Here is a 17701-nt window from a genome sequence, read left to right as displayed (position 1 = left end):
AAGAAAAAAGCATCATTTTTATAAATGATGCTTTAGTGTTATTGAATAATAAAAATTATTTTCTAGAAATAACCTTTTTTACAGCTTCAATTATGGCTTTATCATTTAAACCATACTTCTCCATTAATTGATCTGGAGTTGCAGATTCACCAAAACTATCGTTTACAGCTACAAATTCTTGTGGAGTAGGAGTATTGGTAGCTAAACAACGTGCTACACTTTCACCTAAACCTCCATATTTATTATGCTCTTCTGCGGTTACAATACAACCTGTTTTTGCGATAGATTTTAATATAATATCTTCATCTAAAGGTTTAATTGTATGAATATTTATTACTTCCGCAGAAATACCTTTCTCTTCTAATTGCTCAGCTGCTTGTAAAGCTTCCCAAACTAAATGACCTGTAGCAATGATTGTTACATCACTACCTTCAGTTAATTTTATACCTTTTCCTATTTCAAAAGGCTCATCAGTCATAAAAACGGGTACTTTTGGTCTTCCAAAACGTAAATACACAGGCCCTTCATAATCAGCAATAGCAAGTGTTGCAGCTTTAGTTTGACTATAATCACAAGTGTTTATAACAGTCATACCTGGCAGCATTTTCATCAAACCAATATCTTCTAATATTTGATGTGTTGCACCATCTTCACCTAATGTTAATCCTGCATGTGATGCACAAATTTTTACATTTTTATCTGAATAAGCTACAGATTGACGAATTTGATCGTAAACACGACCTGTAGAGAAGTTTGCAAAAGTTCCTGTAAACGGAATTTTACCTCCTATAGTTAAGCCTGCAGCAATACCAATCATATTAGCTTCAGCAATTCCTATCTGAAAGAAACGTTCTGGGTGATTATCTTTAAAGTCTCCCATTTTTAAAGACCCTGTTAAATCTGCACATAGTGCAACTACATTAGGGTTTGTTTTTCCTAATTCAGTTAAACCATCACCAAATCCAGATCGGGTATCTTTTTTCTCGGTATATGTATATTTTTTCATTAGTGTATATTGTGTGTTGTATATGTCAAAAATAATCTTTTAAAAAAAAATAATCTTACAAATTTGATAATTCTTTATAAAGTTTATGAACAGGAAACCCCATTACATTAAAATAACTTCCTTCGATTTTAGTAATTGCTATTTTACCAATCCATTCTTGAATTCCATATGCTCCTGCCTTGTCAAATGGTTTATAAGTATTAATATAGTAAGCTATTTCATCATCCGTCAGGTGCTTAAAGGTAACCGTTGTAGTATCGTTTATTACTTTTTTAAACTTTTTATTGGTAATACATATAGAAGTAATAACTTTATGTGTGTTGTTAGATAATTCTTTTAGCATTTTAAAAGCATCTGCGTAATCTTTAGGTTTGCCAAGTGCTTTGTCGTTAGACCACACAATAGTATCAGAAGTTATTAAAAGATCTTTTTCAGATAACTCACTTTTAAAAGGTGTCGATTTTAAGTCAGAAAGAAAATCTGTAATCTCGTGTTCTTTTAAATGAGCAGGATAAACTTCTTCAATCTCCTTTGTTTTTATTGTAAAAGGAACATCTAAGTCTTTTATTAACTCTTGTCTTCTGGGTGAATTTGAAGCCAAAATTATATTGTAATTTGATATTTTTTTAGATAACATATTTAAAATAATAAGCAATTGAAACTATACCTAACAAACCAAAAAAGTGCAAATACCTCATTTTTTTTAATAAAAGCTTATAGTCTTTATTTGTTGATGATTTTATTAAAGAATAGATTAAGTATACTCTAGGAAGCCAATTAAATAAAATCACAGCAAAGAATAAGAATTTTATTTTTATAAAATATAAAGCTAAATAAGTTATTAAAAGAGCAGAAGTAAACATCATGGCTAATGCAATCCGTTTAGCTCTTTTTCTGCCTAAAAGGATCGGTAATGTTTTAAGTTTTTTTAAGTTATCCTTATTTATATTTTTTATGCCTTTTATAATTTCTTCTGTTAAAGTATTTAAAAAAGATAGTAGTATATAAACAACAATTATCAGTTGAAGTTTAAAAAATAAATTCCATTGTGTGTTATTAAGATTAACAGGTTCATCTAACCACAAAACAAAAATAATAGTTATGGGAATGGCAAAAGATTTTACTAAATAACGAGTAAAAGAGTTTTCTTTTGAGTATTTAGAATACGTAAATACCAACAATGAAATTATAAAAAAAACAATAGAAAAATATAAATTATCGATTTTAAATGAAAAATAAACACCTAATATTATAGCTGTAAAAACAAACAAAAATGAGGTTAATTCTATTTTTTTAAAATCTTTTCTTTTAGTTTTGTTATTGTAATAAAAAGATAATAAATAGGTTGAGGCATATAAAAGTGTACATGAAACTGTAAAAAGAAGTAGATCAAAAAATGACAAAATAGTTTCAAAACCGAAACCAAATAAAAAACAAAATTTAGCTAAAAAAATAATAAAAGAAAAGTATAATAATCTTTTCCATTGTATAATATTTAATATGGTGTTAAGAATAGTCATTAATTAAAATCTTTTTTAATTCTAGCTAAATCTCTTTTACTATCTCTATCTTTCATTGTTTGGCGCTTGTCATGCGTCTTTTTACCTCTAGCCAAAGCAATATCTAATTTAGCCCAGCCTTTATCATTTATAAAAAGTTTTAAAGGCACAATCGTGTTTCCTTTAGCTTCAACTTCTCTTTCTAACTTTTTTAACTCGTTTTTGTTTAATAACAAACGACGTTCACTCGTTGTTTTGTGATTGAAATGATTACCAAAAGAATATTCTTCAATATACATGTTGATAATAAAAAGTTCTCCTTGCTCATTAAATTCACAAAAACTTTCAGTTATTCGAGCTTTACTATGTCGTATCGATTTTATCTCTGTACCTGTAAGTTGAATTCCGGCAGTATATTTATCTATGATCTCGTATTCAAAACGAGCTTTTTTATTTTGTATGTTTATCTTTTTCTGCATCAGCTGTTATTCATGTATTTTAATAACAAATATAAAGTATTAGTTTGTTTTTTACCGACTAATCAACCGTTATCTTCTTGATAGATGTAGTTTTGTTTCTGAATGATTTTTTTAATGAAATTATAAATAAACTAGCATTATCATTGTCGTCCATCGATTCGTAAACTTCTGATTTTATAATCTTATTTGCAAACTGCGGAGTAGTATTACTATGACCAACAATTAAAACTGTTTTTCCTGTCGTTTCTTTTTCAAAATCTTTAGAAAACATATTGCTAGGATCGTAATTTATAATATCTAGTTTCTTGCTATCTGCTGTAGGTTTTGCAGTTTGCATGGTTCTGTTGTAATTTGTAGAATAGACTGCATTTAAATTGATATCTTTAAAGTATTCGCTCCATTTTTTAGCACGTTCTTTTCCTTTTTTATTTAAATTAGGATTCTTATTCGACTTATCTGTTCTGTCTTTTTCTGCGTGACGAATTAAGTAATAAGTTGTATTGGTTTCTTCTAGTGCGCAAGATGATAATAAACCAAGAGTAGCAGTAAAAATTAAAAGATATTTTTTCATGATAAGTTATTTATGATGCGAATATAATTAAAAATAAAAAGCGGTGTTTTTTCAAACACCGCTTTCAATCAACTATAAAAAACCAACTTCTAATTTTCTATCAAATCAGATTGATTTCTAAAAACTAGTTTATTATCAAAAGCATCTAATAAAATAATGCTATCTGTAGTTACATTTCCTGCTAAAATCTCTTTAGATAATTGATTTAACACTTCTTTTTGAATTACACGTTTTACAGGTCTTGCTCCGAATTCGGGCTGATATCCTTTAACAGCTAAATAAGCAATAGCTTCGTTTGTTGCATCAAAAGTGATGTTTTGTAACGCTATCATTTTTTTAACATTGTTTAATTGTATTTCTACAATTTGTATAATATCTTCTTTTGATAACGGTGTAAACAAGGTTATATCATCAATTCTATTAATAAATTCAGGACGCACAGTTTGTTTTAGTAAACCTAAAACTTCTGTTTTTGCTAAATCCATTGTGGTGTGAATATCACCTTTAAAATTCTCAAATTTTTCTTGAATAATTTCACTTCCCATATTAGACGTCATGATAATAATGGTGTTTTTAAAATCCGCAACTCGTCCTTTATTATCTGTTAATCTACCTTCATCTAAAACTTGTAACAAAGTATTAAACGTATCAGGGTGTGCTTTTTCAATTTCATCTAACAGTACAACAGAATACGGTTTTCTACGAACAGCTTCAGTTAACTGACCACCTTCGTCATAACCAACATAACCAGGAGGAGCACCAACTAAACGGCTTACAGAATGACGCTCTTGATATTCGCTCATATCTATCCTTGTCATAGCGTTTTCATCATCAAATAAATATGTTGCTAATGCTTTTGCAAGTTCAGTTTTACCAACTCCGGTAGTTCCTAAAAACAAGAAACTTCCTAAAGGTTTATTCGGGTTCTGCAATCCTGTTCTAGAGCGACGAACGGCATCTGCAACAGCTTCAATAGCTTCTTCTTGTCCAACAACTCGTTTGTGTAGCTCATCTTCTAATTTTAATAATTTTTCACGCTCAGATTGTAACATTTTAGTAACCGGAACACCTGTCCACTTTGCTACAACCTCTGCAATATCAGCATAAGTAACTTCTTCTTTAATTAAAGCATTTTCACTTTGGTTTTCTAATATTTCTTGCTGTGTTTCAAGCAACACTTGTGCTTCTTTAATTTTACCATAACGTAATTCTGCAACCTTACCATAATCTCCATTGCGCTCTGCTTTATCAGCCTCTAATTTGTAATTTTCAATATCAGTTTTTAATTGCTGAACAGCATCTACAACAGCTTTTTCTGATTGCCATTTAGCATTAATTTCGTTGCGTTCTTCTTTAAAATTAGCTATATCTGCATTTAAAGATTTTAATTTAACTTCATCATTTTCACGTTTAATAGCTTCTATTTCAATTTCTAACTGCATTATTTTACGATCTAAAACATCTAAATTTTCTGGTTTAGAGTTTATTTCCATTCGTAATTTCGCAGCCGCTTCATCCATCAAGTCAATAGCTTTGTCTGGTAAGAATCGATTAGTGATATAACGTTGCGATAATTCTACCGCACCAATAATAGCATCATCTTTAATACGTACTTTATGGTGTGTTTCGTATTTATCTTTAATTCCTCTCAAAATAGAAATAGCGCTTTCTGTATCTGGTTCATCAACCATAACTTTTTGAAAACGACGTTCTAATGCTTTATCTTTTTCAAAATACTTTTGATATTCATCTAGGGTAGTGGCACCAATTGCACGTAATTCACCACGAGCCAAAGCAGGTTTTAAAATATTGGCAGCATCCATAGCGCCTTGTCCACCACCAGCACCAACTAAGGTGTGAATTTCATCTATAAAAAGAACAATATCTCCTTCGGATGTTGTTACTTCCTTTACAACAGATTTTAAGCGCTCTTCAAACTCTCCTTTAAATTTTGCTCCGGCAATTAAAGCCCCCATATCTAAAGAGTAAATAATTTTATTCTTTAAATTTTCAGGAACATCACCACGAATAATTCGATGTGCTAAACCTTCGGCAATTGCTGTTTTACCAGTTCCCGGTTCACCTACTAAAATGGGATTATTTTTTGTTCTACGTGATAATATCTGTAATAAACGGCGAATTTCTTCGTCACGACCAATTACAGGATCTAATTTACCGTCTTGTGCTAATTTATTTAAATTGTTAGCATATTTATTTAAAGAATTATAGGTTTCTTCTGCGCTTTGAGAAGTAACTCTTTCTCCGTTTCTTAATTCATCAATAGCTGCTTTTAAACTTTTTTCGGTAACTCCCTGATCTTTTAAGACTTGAGAAATTTGACTTTTAGATTTAAAAATAGCTAAAATTAAATGTTCTATAGAAACATACTCATCTTCCATTCTTTGTGCAATGATAGCTGCTTCATTTAGTGTTTTATTTGCTTCACGAGAAAGCATTAAATCACCTCCCGAAACTTTAGAAAAACTCTCTAACTGTTTCTCTAAAATTTGTAACACAACATTAATATTAATATTGAGTTTCTTTAGTATAAATGGTAACACGTTTTCATCAACCGTAAATAAGGCTTTAAAAATATGCTCATTTTCTATTTGCTGATTACCATTACTTTGCGCTAATTGTTGTGCTTTTTGTATGGTTTCTTGTGATTTTATTGTATAATTGTTTATATTCATATCATTTATTTTTTCATTTGTAAATCAAAAGTAATACCATTTGATTTCGGTTAGAAAAGAAAGACAAAAAGTCACTTAAGTTCTTTTTTTTACTGACTTTTTGGCAACTTGAAAGTTTTAATATAAGATATCGACTACGTTAAAAAAATAATTATGGGAATATTAAATTCAATTTTTGGAAATAAAGAAGAAAAAGAACAAAAGCAAGAATCTTTTATAAAATGGGTTCCTTTAACATCAATAGAACAACTTAAAGAAATTAAGGCTCAATCTAAAAAAGAAGCCGTTGCTATTTTTAAACATTCAACAAGATGTGGTATAAGTAGTATGGTAATTAAAAGGTTTGTAAGTAGTTTTGATGAGAGTTTAAAAGATTTTAAAATCTATTATTTAGATTTGTTATCGTACCGAGAAATATCTAGCGAAATAGGGTATGAGTTTCAAGTTTTACATGAATCTCCTCAGCTGTTAGTTATTAAAAACGAAGAGGTAGTTGCACATGCTTCTCACTACGAAATTGCCCAAATCGATTTAAGAAAGTTCTAAAATAGTTCCTGTTTTTAACAAAACTTCTTTAAATACGTCGTATTTTTGCTTTTTACAAAAAAGCACAAAATTGAGCAACGATATTACAACTACACAAGAAACCAAAGGAAAAAATTTATACGATTATCAAAAAGAAGCATTGTTTAAAATTTTTAAAAGTTTTGAAAATGCCCCTGAAAATTATCACCTATTATATCAATTACCAACAGGAGGAGGTAAGACTGTAATTTTCTCAGAAATTACCCGTCAGTTTATAAAGCATTACAATAAAAAGGTGTTAATAATGACACACCGTATTGAATTATGCAAGCAAACGGCAAAAATGCTTGGAGAGTTTGGTGTTGATAACAAAATTATTGATAGTAAGGCAGATTTAGATGATCAAGATAATTATGGTTGTTTTGTAGCAATGGTTGAAACATTAAACAATCGTTTAAATGACGATATGTTGGATATTTCGGATGTTGGTTTGGTTATTATTGATGAAGCGCATTATAACTCATTCACCAAGTTATTTAAGTTTTTTGACAAGTCATTCGTGCTAGGTGTTACAGCAACGCCTTTAAGTTCGAATATTAAGCTACCAATGAAAGACAATTATGATGATTTAATTGCTGGTGAAAGTATTGGTACTTTAATACAAAACGAATATTTAGCAAGAGCGAATGTATTTTCTTACAATGTAGGTTTAACATCTTTAGAGATAGGAGCAAATGGAGATTATACTGTAAAGTCTTCTGAAGATTTATACACCAATACAGATATGTTATCGAAGCTTTTACAAGCTTACGAAGAACGTGCAAAAGGTACTAAAACGTTAATCTTTAATAACGGAATTAACACATCGCTTCACGTATATGATACGTTTAAAAAAGCAGGATATCCTATTGCACATTTAGATAACACGAACACTAAAAAGGAGCGTGATTTTATATTAAAATGGTTTCATAAAACTCCAAATGCAATAATCACGTCTGTAAGTATTTTAACTACAGGTTTTGATGAGCCTACTGTAAAATCTATTATTTTAAACAGAGCTACTAAATCATTAACACTTTATTACCAGATGATTGGTAGGGGTTCTCGTATCTTAAAAGGTAAAAATGATTTTAATGTTATTGATTTAGGTAACAATTTTCATCGTTTTGGACCTTGGGGAGCAGATTTAGATTGGCATAAAATGTTTAGGGCTCCAAATTTTTATCTAGATAATTTATTGTCTGATGAAGATATAGAAAGTGAGTTTAGATATGAATTACCTGCTGATGTTAGGGAAGAGTTTTCTAAATCAGAAGATATATATTTTGATGTGAAAAAAGTATATATCGATACTATTCAAGCAGGTCAATCATCTAAGAAAGTATTAGAAAAATCGATTGAACACCATGGTAAAATTTGTGTAGAAAATAGTGAAGATGTTTTTGATGCTTTAATTTTAGCAAAAAAACTAGGTGGAGAGATAGATGATAGAATTCACAGATACTCTAAATGTATATGTAAAAGCACTCACAATTTTATTGACTGGTTACAAGATGATTATAGAAAGAAATTAAACTCTCATTTACGTTCTAATTTCGATGAAATATATGAAGATATTTTTGGGCATCCACCACCGGAAGAAGAATAAAAAACAGATATAAAAAAAGCCATTTCAAACGAAATGGCTTTTTTATACTTAATATTTATGTCTTATTTATTATTCGATTGCAGGTAAAATTTTACCAGTACATTCACCAAAACCGATACGAACATCATCATTTTGAGAATAACCTCTCATAATAACTGTATCATGATCGTTTATGAATTTACGTTCAGAACCATCATTCATTTTTATTGGATTTTGACCTCTCCAAGTTAATTCTAACATAGAACCAAAACTGTCTTTTGTCGGTCCAGAAATTGTACCTGAACCCATCATATCACCAGCATTTACCGGACATCCGTTTACGGTATGGTGTGCTAATTGCTGCGCCATTGTCCAGTACATATATTTAAAGTTTGAATTACAAACTACTGTTTCTTCTTTACCTTCTGGCTTAATAGCCATTTGTAAATTAATATCTAAACTATCTTTACCTTCTTTCTTTAAATACGGTAAAGGTTCGTGTACTTGTTTCGGGTTATCAACTCTAAAAGGCTCTAAAGCATCTAAAGTAACAATCCAAGGAGAAATCGTTGACGCAAAACTCTTACCTAAGAATGGCCCTAAAGGCACATATTCCCAAGCCTGAATATCACGAGCAGACCAGTCATTAAATAAAACCAATCCAAAAATATATTCATCAGCATCTTCAATAGGAATTCTATCTCCTAAATCGTTGGCTACAGTTGTAATAAACGCCATTTCTAATTCAAAATCTAATAATTTTGAAGGTCCAAAATTTGGAGTATCGCTTCCTTCACTAGGACGTTGTTGTCCGATAGGACGACGTACAGGTGTTCCAGAAGGAATAATAGAAGAACTTCTACCGTGGTAACCAATAGGTATATGAAGCCAGTTAGGTAATAATGCATTTTCAGGATCACGGAATAAAGAACCAACATTGGTAGCATGTTCTTTACTTGCATAAAAATCGGTATAATCACCAACAGCTACAGGAAGTTGCATTTCAACTTCTTCTATTCTAAAAATTATCTTGTCTTTATGATCTGCCTTGTCACGTAATTTGCCGTTAGTAACATCAAAAATATCAGCAATTCTATTACGAACTAAACGCCATGTTTTACGTCCGTCAGCAATAAAGTCATTTAATGTGTCTTGTAAAAAAATATCATCTGTTAAAGGAATCCCTTCAAAATATCCCAATTGATGCAAAGCTCCTAAATCAATAGCAAAATCACCAATTCTTGTACCAATTGTTATAATATCATCTTTCGTAATAAATACTCCGAAAGGAATATTTTGAATAGGAAAATCAGAGTTTTTTTCAACATTTAACCAAGATTTTCTATTAGGATTATTTGCAGTTATTTTCATCGAAGTAGTTGTGTTTAATTTTAGAATCAAACCTACATATTTTTTTCAATTAAAACCAATATCAGCATAAGAATTTATAAATTTTATAGAAATAATTAAGAAGTTAATTTCTGTTTAAAATAAGATAAGAATTGCATAAAAATTAATTAATAAAATTAGTACTTTTGGTTACTTATTTAACAACACACAAGATGCAAAAAGATCATCAAATATTCGATTTAATTCAAGAAGAGAAAGAACGTCAGCTAAATGGTTTAGAGTTGATTGCTTCTGAAAACTTTGTGAGCGAACAAGTAATGCAAGCGCAAGGTTCTATTTTAACTAATAAATATGCCGAAGGATATCCTGGTAAACGTTATTACGGTGGATGTGAAGTGGTAGATATTGTAGAGCAAATTGCAATTGATAGAGCTAAAGAATTATTTGGCGCTGAATATGTAAATGTGCAACCACATTCTGGTTCACAAGCAAATACAGCTGTTTTTGCTGCATGTTTAAATCCTGGAGATACTATTTTAGGTTTCGATTTATCGCATGGAGGACATTTAACTCACGGTTCTCCTGTAAATTTTTCAGGTAAATTATACAATCCTGTTTTTTATGGTGTAGATAAAGCTACAGGAAAAATTGATTATAATCATTTAGAGCAGCAAGCAAAAGAACATAAACCAAAATTAATCATTGCAGGGGCTTCGGCATATTCTCGTGATATGGATTTTGAAAAATTTAGGGAAATTGCTGATAGTGTTGGTGCTATTTTAATGGCAGACATCTCTCATCCGGCAGGTTTAATCGCTAAAGGTATTTTATCTGATCCTTTACCACATTGTCATATTGTTACAACAACAACGCACAAAACGTTACGTGGGCCGCGTGGTGGAATGATTATGATTGGTAAAGATTTTGAAAATCCGTTTGGATTAAAATTGAAATCAGGAAAATTAAAGAAAATGTCTACATTGATAAACTCTGCAGTTTTTCCAGGAAATCAAGGTGGACCATTAGAGCATGTTATCGCAGCAAAAGCAATTGCTTTTGGTGAAGCATTAACTGACGAGTTTTTAGAATATCAATTACAAGTAAAAGAAAATGCTAGTGCAATGGCGAAAGCTTTTGTTGCTAAAGGATACGACATTATTTCTGGAGGAACAGACAACCATTGTATGTTAATTGATTTACGTAATAAGAACCTTACAGGTAAAGAAGGTGAAGATACATTAGGTAAAGCAGATATTACAGTAAATAAAAACATGGTTCCTTTCGATACTCAAAGTCCGTTTGTAACTTCTGGTATTCGTGTTGGTACAGCAGCTATAACTACGCGTGGTTTGGTTGAAGAAGACATGCAAACTGTTGTAGATTTAATCGACGAGGCGTTAACAAATGTAGGAAACGAAGACGTTTTAAAGCAAGTAGGAGAGAAGGTATACGATTTAATGCACGATAAAAGGTTATTCGTAATGTAAACCACTAAGTGGTGTTAAGCATAAAAAAAAGTCCATCTAAATTTAGATGGACTTTTTTTACGAATTATTTTTTCAAAACAATTATGAGTAATTTTTTATTCGTTTTCCTGAGCTCTTGCAATAATTTTTTCGGGTAATGCTTTTTTAGCTTTTGCACCCATTTTTTTCAATTTTTCGACACTAGTTATAAGATTACCACGACCATCTACCAACTTGTTCATAGCAGCGTTGTAATCATCTTTAGAGGCATCTATTTTTTTTCCTATTCCGATTAAATCCTGTAATAATCCATGAAATTTATCATATAAACCGCCTGCTTGTCTGGCTATTTCTAGTGCATTTCGCTGTTGTTTTTCGTTGTTCCACATGGTATCAATAGTACGTAAAGTAGCTAATAACGTAGTTGGCGTAACAATAACAATATTTTTTTCAAATGCTTTATTATACAATGAATTGTCCTGATTTAAGGCAATAGCAAATGCCGGTTCGATAGGTATAAAAAGTAATACAAAATCTGGAGATTCAATTTTATAAATATCTTCATATTTTTTTTCGGATAACTGTGTTACATGTCTTTTTAAAGAATTAATATGTGCTGTTAAAAAACGTTCTTTCTCTAAATCATCATCTGTATTTACATATTGTTCGTAAGCAGTTAATGAAACTTTAGAGTCGACAATCATTTTTTTATTATCAGGTAAATGAATCACAACATCGGGTAAAACACGTTTGCCTTCATCATTTGTAAAAGACTGTTGTACAAAATATTCTCTGTCTTTTTCTAAACCAGATTTTTCTAAAACACGCTCTAAAACTAATTCTCCCCAGTTTCCTTGAATTTTATTACCCCCTTTTAAAGCTTTTGTTAAATTGATAGTTTCTTTACTCATTTGTAAATTCATCTCTTTTAAACCAACAATTTGCTGACGTAAAGCTGAATGATAGTCTATACTTTCCTTATGTGTTTTATCAACTTTATCTTCAAAAGTTTTTATTTTTTCTTGAAGCGGATGTAAGATGTTTTTAATATTTTCTTTATTTTGCTCTGTGAATTTAGTTGACTTCTCATCTAAAATTTTATTAGCTAAGTTTTCAAACTCTTTGGTAAATTTATCTTGTAGTTTTTCTACTTCAATTTTGTTTTCGTTAAGCTTTATTTGAAGGTTTTTTAATTCCTCATTTTTTCTAGCTAATTCAATATTTAAGAATTCTTTTTCTCTACGGATTTCTTCAGTTTCTTTTTCTTTATCAGTGAAACGACCTTGAATCTCAGTTTTTTGAATTTCTAAATTAGAAGAATTTATTTGTTGAGTTGTTATTTTTTTTTCTAAATCTGCTAACTGTTGTTTAACTTTTAATTTTGATAAAAGATAACCGATAACAAAACCAAAAATTAAGGTACACAAGGCAACAATGCCAATTAAAAGAGAAGTATCCATTAGAATTTCGTAAGTTTATATGCTAACAAATATAACGTAAGATTGGTTAATTTTGTTTGAATTTCATACAGAAAAGCGTAATTTTGAACTTTATAATTAATAGATGATATCTAAATTTATATTTACAAAAATTTTAGGATGGAAGTTTAACGGAGAGTTTCCGAAAGAACTTAAAAAATACGTACTAATAGGAGCACCACATACTAGTTGGGAAGACTTTTATGTAGGTTTATTCTCTAGAAACATCACAAAAACCAAACTTAATTTTGTAGGCAAAAAATCATTATTCAAACCTCCTTTTGGCTTTTTCTTTAGAGCTTTAGGTGGAGCACCGATAGACAGAACTAAAAGCTCAAACGTTGTAGATGCAATTATTGACGTTTTTAACTCAAAAGAAGAATTCAGACTCGCAATTTCTCCTGAAGGTACAAGGCAATATGTAGATAAATGGAAAACAGGATTTTATTACATCGCTAAAGGTGCTAATATACCAATTGTAATGCTTGGTTTCGATTTTGAAAACAAACAAGTAAAGTTATCTAAACCGTTTTATGTAACGGATGATATAAAAGCTGATTTTGCTCATTTTTATGCCTTTTATAAAGACATTAAAGGTGCAAAACCAGAACTTTTTAATAATAAAAACCTGCTTTAAAAGCAGGTTTTTATTTTTAGAAATAAGACTATTTATAAGTAGTTACCTGAAAAAAAGGAATAAGAATATTAATTGATAGTATTTCTTATAAGTGTGATTATCTTTGCATAAAAAATATTTTATGCCAAAACAGTTTTCAGATTTAGGAATTAATGCAGAATTACAACAAAGTTTAGCCCAATTACAAATTTCTGTACCAACAGATGTACAGGAAAAGGCGATTCCTGTGATACTAAATCAAAAAGAAGATGTAGTTGTATTGGCAAAAACCGGAACAGGTAAAACTGCTGCTTTTGGTTTACCTTTATTACAATTAATAGATGTAACTTCATCTAAAGTACAAGCAATTGTGCTTGCTCCTACGAGAGAATTAGGGCAACAGATATATAATAATCTTACCTCATTTTCTGCTAATAGTCCAAAAATATCAATCGCAGCAGTTTGTGGAGGAATACCTATCAAACCACAAATAGAACGTTTACAATCTGATACACATATTGTTGTAGCAACACCTGGTCGTTTGGCTGATTTAATAAAAAGAAATGCGATAGATGTTAAGCACATTACGCATTTTATTTTAGATGAAGCAGATGAAATGGTAAGTGCTTTAAAAGAAGGATTGGATAGTATTATTAAGGAAATTCCGAAATCGAGAAGAACATTATTGTTTACCGCAACAATGCCTGGTACAATAAAACAATTGGTGCAAAATTATATGTCAAAACATGTAATTAAAGTCGAAGCAGACATGACAACAGTTGGTCACCAAGGTATCGATCATCAATATGTTGTAGTAGAACCTATAGAAAAATTGGAAGTACTACTTCACTTTTTAAATTCAAAAATTGGTCAGCGAGGTATTATTTTCTGTAAAACTAAAGCAGCAGTTAATAAATTAGCTAAGAATTTAGCTATAAATAAATTTTCTTCAGGAGCCATTCACGGTAGTTTAACCCAAGGAATTCGTGATCGAATTATGGGGCAATTTAGAGAAGGACATATAGATATATTAGTTGCTACCGATTTAGCAGCTCGTGGTATTGATGTAAAAGAAGTTTCGTATGTAGTAAACTACCATCTACCAGACACTTATGATGCCTATGTACATAGAAGTGGTAGAACAGCTAGGGCAGGAGCAACCGGACTTTCTTTAACTATATTACAACAAGAAGAAGTAAAAGATATTGCTGATTTTGAAAAGGAACTAGGCATTAGTTTTAAACCATTTAAAAAGGCGGATGCTAAAAGTATTGAAGAAAATAATGGCTTAATATGGGCTAATAAAATATTTAAAACCAAGCCTAACCGTAACGTTTCAGAAGATTTTAAAGCCAAAATAAAAACTATCTTTCATCATTTAACTAAAGAAGAGTTAGTTGATAAAATATTAGCTAATTATTTATCACAATCTAATACTACAAAAGTGGAAAAAGATAAAAAAAGAAAGTGATTTTAGAAAAGTAATTACTGGTTTAAAATACAATATTTATTTTTTTAAAAAAATAAATCAAATAATATCTATTTTATCAAAAATATGGTACCATCTTTGCAGACAGATAAGTATTATAAATTTAATTACATTACAATGAGTAAAGGAATAGTAAAATTTTTCAATGACACTAAAGGATTTGGTTTCATCACTGAAGAAGGAGTAACAAAAGATCATTTCGTACACGTTTCAGGTTTAATCGATGAAATTCGCGAAGGAGACGAAGTAGAATTTGATTTAGAAGAAGGAAACAAAGGACCAAATGCGGTTAACGTAAAAGTTATCTAAAAAATATACTTTAAGTTTTAAAAGTCCATCATTCTTTGATGGACTTTTTCTTTTCTTATAAAGTGATTTGATATATTAAAATTTCTCTTAAATTAAGGTATAAAAGAAAATTTAATTAAAAAAATCAAAAAATTCAAAAAAAATACGTAATTTAGGGTTATATTGGGGCGATTATGATAACACCCTAAAAAGTACTTATCAATACTCCAAATCACAAATAGTAATAAAATTATATATTAATTAATCTTATGGCAAAATCTCAGCAATCATTTAATAAGAATGAAAAAGAGAAAAAGCGTTTAAAAAAACGTGAAGATAAAAGAAAAAAAATGGAAGCTCGTAAAGCTGACATAAGGGAAAATGGACCAACTGGAATTGAATTTGCATATACAGATGCTTATGGGAATTTAAGCGCTACGCCTCCTGATCCTGATCAGGTAATAGAAGAAATCAGTTTAGAGGACATTCAAGTAAGTGTTCCTAAAACTTTAGAAGGCGATAGAGAAGCTTTTGATCCCGTTAGAAAAGGAACAGTTTCTTTTTTCGATTCATCTAAAGGGTTTGGATTTATTATCGATTCTGCAGATCAAGAAAAATATTTTACACACGTAAGTGGTATTATTGATGAAATTTCTGAAAACGATAAAGTAAGCTTCGAACTTGAAAAAGGTATGAAAGGTATGAATGCAGTCAAAGTAACATTGGTTAAATAATCAATACTTAGTTTTATACCATACTTTAATGATAATAGCTTTTCTTAAGAGTTATTATAAATATAAAATGAGATTTACCTATATGGTAAATCTCATTTTTTGCTTTTAGTATTATTAAATGATTGTTTAGAAGTGTTTTTATTCTCTAATAGATAAAAAAAATTCATTTAAAAGAGGTAATTTCGCGCCCTGAGATAAATATATAGCAAAGATTTTAATTTTTAATCTGTAACTATAAGAGATAAAAGAATTATTCTGAAGCTGTTTCAGAATAATTTTATAGTAAAAGGAACCAAAACTTCTAAAATAAAAATAAATAATTCGTTTATGAGTGAAGAAAAACCGAATATAGACATCGCTTCTTGTATTTCGACTTTACAGCAATTATTGGAAGATACAAACCAACTTTTTGAATTACCAGAAGAGCAAAGAGTAGCATTATTTAAAGCTGCCGGTGAATTATCTAGGCCAAATCGTGCCGAATTTGAACGCCGAAGAAAAGATGCTAAAAAGGCAGCGAAACGTAAAATGATTGCGAAAGATACACACGCTAGAAAAACTACAGGGATTCGTTCTGCTCGTGAAGCAGCATTATTTGTTGCGCCTAAATTATTAGGAGCTGCAGCTATAAATGAAGATACTTTAGAGCTAGAATCTCCTAGGAACTGTTACGTTTGTAAAACTATGTATACAAAACTGCATCATTTTTACGATACAATGTGTAAAGATTGTGGTGATTTAAATTATGCCAAACGTTTTCAAACTACAAACTTAAAAGACCAGGTAGCTGTAATTACAGGTTCGCGTTTAAAAATCGGTTATCATATTACTTTAATGTTATTGCGTTCGGGCGCAACAGTTGTAGCTACTACACGTTTTCCGGCAGATTCTGCTATCCGATTTTCTAAAGAAGAAGATTATAAGGATTGGAGTGATCGTTTGCATATTCATGGTCTTGATTTAAGACATATTCCAAGTGTAGAAATTTTTTGTAATTATATAGAACAGAAATATGATCGATTAGATATTTTAATAAACAATGCAGCTCAAACAGTAAGGAGACCGTCAGGTTTTTATTTCCATTTAATGGAAAATGAAAAATTACCAGTAGATAAGCTTCCGAAGTTAGCACAAAGGTTATTAAAAGATCATGAAAGCTGCTTAGAAGAATTATCGAGTTTAAGTATTGGTCCTTCTAAGACTGATAAAAATAATGTTTTACCTGTTACTTGGCACGGACCAGAGCCTGGAATAGGACTCCGCAATTCTGCTGAATTATCTCAAATACCGTATAGTTTTGATAATTCTTTGCAAACATCAGAAGTTTTTCCTGAAGGTGAATTAGATGCCGATTTACAACAAGTAGATTTAAGAAAAACTAATAGTTGGCGTTTAAAGTTGGGTGAAATTGAAACAACCGAAATGGTAGAGGTACAGCTGGTAAATGCTGTTGCACCATTTGTTTTATGCAATCGTTTGTCTAACTTAATGATGAAAGAAAATACAGGTAAAAAGCATATAATAAATGTTTCTGCTATGGAGGGTAAATTTCATCGCTTTAAAAAGGAAGAAAGGCACCCACATACCAATATGGCAAAAGCCGCTTTAAATATGCTAACACATACTTCGGCATCTACGTTTGCAAAATCAGGTATTTATATGAATGCCGTAGATACAGGTTGGGTTACAGATGAAGATCCGGCTGAATTATCTAAAAAGAAAGTTGAAGTTCATGATTTTCAACCACCATTAGATATTGTTGATGGTGCCGCAAGAGTTATGGATCCGTTAATTGACGGAATTAATACAGGTAAACATTGGTCTGGAAAATTCTTAAAAGATTATTTCCCTATTGATTGGTAAAAAAAATATTTTCATAA

Annotated in this window: 16 protein-coding genes; 8 read left to right on the top strand and 8 right to left on the bottom strand. The window is 30.4% G+C overall.

The window, feature by feature from the left end:
* Positions 1 to 55 precede the first annotated feature (55 nt).
* The 6 genes from H0I30_RS01470 to clpB all read right to left on the bottom strand — a co-directional run bounded on the left by H0I30_RS01470 (position 56) and on the right by clpB (position 6248).
* Positions 56 to 1006, bottom strand: a complete 951-nt coding sequence (locus H0I30_RS01470; protein ID WP_218772544.1) for a transketolase family protein — start codon at positions 1004 to 1006, stop codon at positions 56 to 58.
* A gap of 55 nt (positions 1007 to 1061) precedes the next feature.
* Positions 1062 to 1643 carry a Maf-like protein gene (locus tag H0I30_RS01465; RefSeq protein WP_218772543.1) on the bottom strand — a complete coding sequence of 194 codons (582 nt, stop codon included), beginning with the start codon at positions 1641 to 1643 and terminating at the stop codon, positions 1062 to 1064.
* Positions 1633 to 2526 carry a UbiA family prenyltransferase gene (locus H0I30_RS01460; protein WP_218772542.1) on the bottom strand — a complete coding sequence of 298 codons (894 nt, stop codon included), beginning with the start codon at positions 2524 to 2526 and terminating at the stop codon, positions 1633 to 1635. Before H0I30_RS01460 ends, H0I30_RS01465 begins: the two co-directional genes overlap by 11 nt.
* The gene (smpB, locus tag H0I30_RS01455; protein WP_218772541.1) at positions 2526 to 2984 is read right to left on the bottom strand and encodes an SsrA-binding protein SmpB; all 459 of its coding nucleotides are present in this window, start codon (positions 2982 to 2984) and stop codon (positions 2526 to 2528) included. Before smpB ends, H0I30_RS01460 begins: the two co-directional genes overlap by 1 nt.
* Positions 2985 to 3042: 58 nt before the next feature.
* Positions 3043 to 3555: a histidine phosphatase family protein gene (locus H0I30_RS01450; RefSeq protein WP_218772540.1), complete on the bottom strand. Its 513-nt coding sequence runs from the start codon at positions 3553 to 3555 to the stop codon at positions 3043 to 3045.
* Between the two features lie 89 nt (positions 3556 to 3644).
* Positions 3645 to 6248, bottom strand: coding sequence for an ATP-dependent chaperone ClpB (clpB, locus tag H0I30_RS01445; RefSeq protein WP_218772539.1), 2604 nt, complete (start codon positions 6246 to 6248; stop codon positions 3645 to 3647).
* A 153-nt stretch (positions 6249 to 6401) separates the two neighbouring features.
* On the opposite strand from clpB, the gene ytxJ reads away from it, so the two are divergent.
* Together ytxJ and H0I30_RS01435 are read left to right on the top strand one after the other, a co-directional pair.
* Complete coding sequence (gene ytxJ, locus H0I30_RS01440) at positions 6402 to 6794, top strand: bacillithiol system redox-active protein YtxJ (RefSeq protein ID WP_218772538.1); 393 nt, start codon at positions 6402 to 6404, stop codon at positions 6792 to 6794.
* A gap of 70 nt (positions 6795 to 6864) precedes the next feature.
* Entirely contained in the window at positions 6865 to 8421 is a 1557-nt protein-coding gene (locus H0I30_RS01435) for a DEAD/DEAH box helicase (RefSeq protein ID WP_218772537.1), read from the top strand.
* 69 nt (positions 8422 to 8490) lie between these two features.
* Here the strand turns inward: H0I30_RS01435 and fahA are convergent, their stop codons facing one another.
* Entirely contained in the window at positions 8491 to 9771 is a 1281-nt protein-coding gene (fahA, locus tag H0I30_RS01430) for a fumarylacetoacetase (RefSeq protein ID WP_218772536.1), read from the bottom strand.
* A 191-nt stretch (positions 9772 to 9962) separates the two neighbouring features.
* On the opposite strand from fahA, the gene glyA reads away from it, so the two are divergent.
* Positions 9963 to 11237, top strand: a complete 1275-nt coding sequence (gene glyA, locus H0I30_RS01425; protein ID WP_218772535.1) for a serine hydroxymethyltransferase — start codon at positions 9963 to 9965, stop codon at positions 11235 to 11237.
* A 95-nt stretch (positions 11238 to 11332) separates the two neighbouring features.
* Here the strand turns inward: glyA and rmuC are convergent, their stop codons facing one another.
* Entirely contained in the window at positions 11333 to 12676 is a 1344-nt protein-coding gene (gene rmuC / locus H0I30_RS01420; RefSeq protein WP_218772534.1) for a DNA recombination protein RmuC, read from the bottom strand.
* A gap of 103 nt (positions 12677 to 12779) precedes the next feature.
* Between rmuC and H0I30_RS01415 the strand changes: the two genes are divergently transcribed.
* The 5 genes from H0I30_RS01415 to H0I30_RS01395 all read left to right on the top strand — a co-directional run bounded on the left by H0I30_RS01415 (position 12780) and on the right by H0I30_RS01395 (position 17684).
* On the top strand, positions 12780 to 13331 hold the full coding sequence (locus H0I30_RS01415; protein ID WP_218772533.1) for a 1-acyl-sn-glycerol-3-phosphate acyltransferase: 552 nt from the start codon (positions 12780 to 12782) through the stop codon (positions 13329 to 13331).
* Between the two features lie 121 nt (positions 13332 to 13452).
* Positions 13453 to 14781, top strand: a complete 1329-nt coding sequence (locus H0I30_RS01410) for a DEAD/DEAH box helicase (protein WP_218772532.1) — start codon at positions 13453 to 13455, stop codon at positions 14779 to 14781.
* A 135-nt stretch (positions 14782 to 14916) separates the two neighbouring features.
* Positions 14917 to 15108 (top strand): cold-shock protein, encoded by a 192-nt coding sequence (locus H0I30_RS01405; protein ID WP_218772531.1) that lies wholly within the window; start codon positions 14917 to 14919, stop codon positions 15106 to 15108.
* 248 nt (positions 15109 to 15356) lie between these two features.
* The gene (locus H0I30_RS01400; protein ID WP_218772530.1) at positions 15357 to 15821 is read left to right on the top strand and encodes a cold-shock protein; all 465 of its coding nucleotides are present in this window, start codon (positions 15357 to 15359) and stop codon (positions 15819 to 15821) included.
* A 327-nt stretch (positions 15822 to 16148) separates the two neighbouring features.
* Positions 16149 to 17684, top strand: a complete 1536-nt coding sequence (locus H0I30_RS01395) for an SDR family NAD(P)-dependent oxidoreductase (RefSeq protein ID WP_218772529.1) — start codon at positions 16149 to 16151, stop codon at positions 17682 to 17684.
* Positions 17685 to 17701: the final 17 nt, after the last annotated feature.

This window comes from Tenacibaculum sp. AHE14PA (assembly GCF_019278465.1).
Lineage (GTDB): Bacteria > Bacteroidota > Bacteroidia > Flavobacteriales > Flavobacteriaceae > Polaribacter > Polaribacter bernardetii.
The sequence above is the reverse complement of the archived record's forward strand: the minus strand, read 5'-3'. Positions and strand labels throughout refer to the sequence as shown.

What these genes read in the sequence shown, in the direction of transcription:
- H0I30_RS01470 (WP_218772544.1), bottom strand. Translation starts at nt 1,006, where the DNA reads ATGAAAAAATATACATATACCGAGAAAAAAGATACCCGATCTGGATTT.
- H0I30_RS01465 (WP_218772543.1), bottom strand. Translation starts at nt 1,643, where the DNA reads ATGTTATCTAAAAAAATATCAAATTACAATATAATTTTGGCTTCAAAT.
- H0I30_RS01460 (WP_218772542.1), bottom strand. Translation starts at nt 2,526, where the DNA reads ATGACTATTCTTAACACCATATTAAATATTATACAATGGAAAAGATTA.
- smpB (WP_218772541.1), bottom strand. Translation starts at nt 2,984, where the DNA reads ATGCAGAAAAAGATAAACATACAAAATAAAAAAGCTCGTTTTGAATAC.
- H0I30_RS01450 (WP_218772540.1), bottom strand. Translation starts at nt 3,555, where the DNA reads ATGAAAAAATATCTTTTAATTTTTACTGCTACTCTTGGTTTATTATCA.
- clpB (WP_218772539.1), bottom strand. Translation starts at nt 6,248, where the DNA reads ATGAATATAAACAATTATACAATAAAATCACAAGAAACCATACAAAAA.
- ytxJ (WP_218772538.1), top strand. Translation starts at nt 6,402, where the DNA reads ATGGGAATATTAAATTCAATTTTTGGAAATAAAGAAGAAAAAGAACAA.
- fahA (WP_218772536.1), bottom strand. Translation starts at nt 9,771, where the DNA reads ATGAAAATAACTGCAAATAATCCTAATAGAAAATCTTGGTTAAATGTT.
- glyA (WP_218772535.1), top strand. Translation starts at nt 9,963, where the DNA reads ATGCAAAAAGATCATCAAATATTCGATTTAATTCAAGAAGAGAAAGAA.
- rmuC (WP_218772534.1), bottom strand. Translation starts at nt 12,676, where the DNA reads ATGGATACTTCTCTTTTAATTGGCATTGTTGCCTTGTGTACCTTAATT.
- H0I30_RS01415 (WP_218772533.1), top strand. Translation starts at nt 12,780, where the DNA reads ATGATATCTAAATTTATATTTACAAAAATTTTAGGATGGAAGTTTAAC.
- H0I30_RS01410 (WP_218772532.1), top strand. Translation starts at nt 13,453, where the DNA reads ATGCCAAAACAGTTTTCAGATTTAGGAATTAATGCAGAATTACAACAA.
- H0I30_RS01405 (WP_218772531.1), top strand. Translation starts at nt 14,917, where the DNA reads ATGAGTAAAGGAATAGTAAAATTTTTCAATGACACTAAAGGATTTGGT.
- H0I30_RS01400 (WP_218772530.1), top strand. Translation starts at nt 15,357, where the DNA reads ATGGCAAAATCTCAGCAATCATTTAATAAGAATGAAAAAGAGAAAAAG.
- H0I30_RS01395 (WP_218772529.1), top strand. Translation starts at nt 16,149, where the DNA reads ATGAGTGAAGAAAAACCGAATATAGACATCGCTTCTTGTATTTCGACT.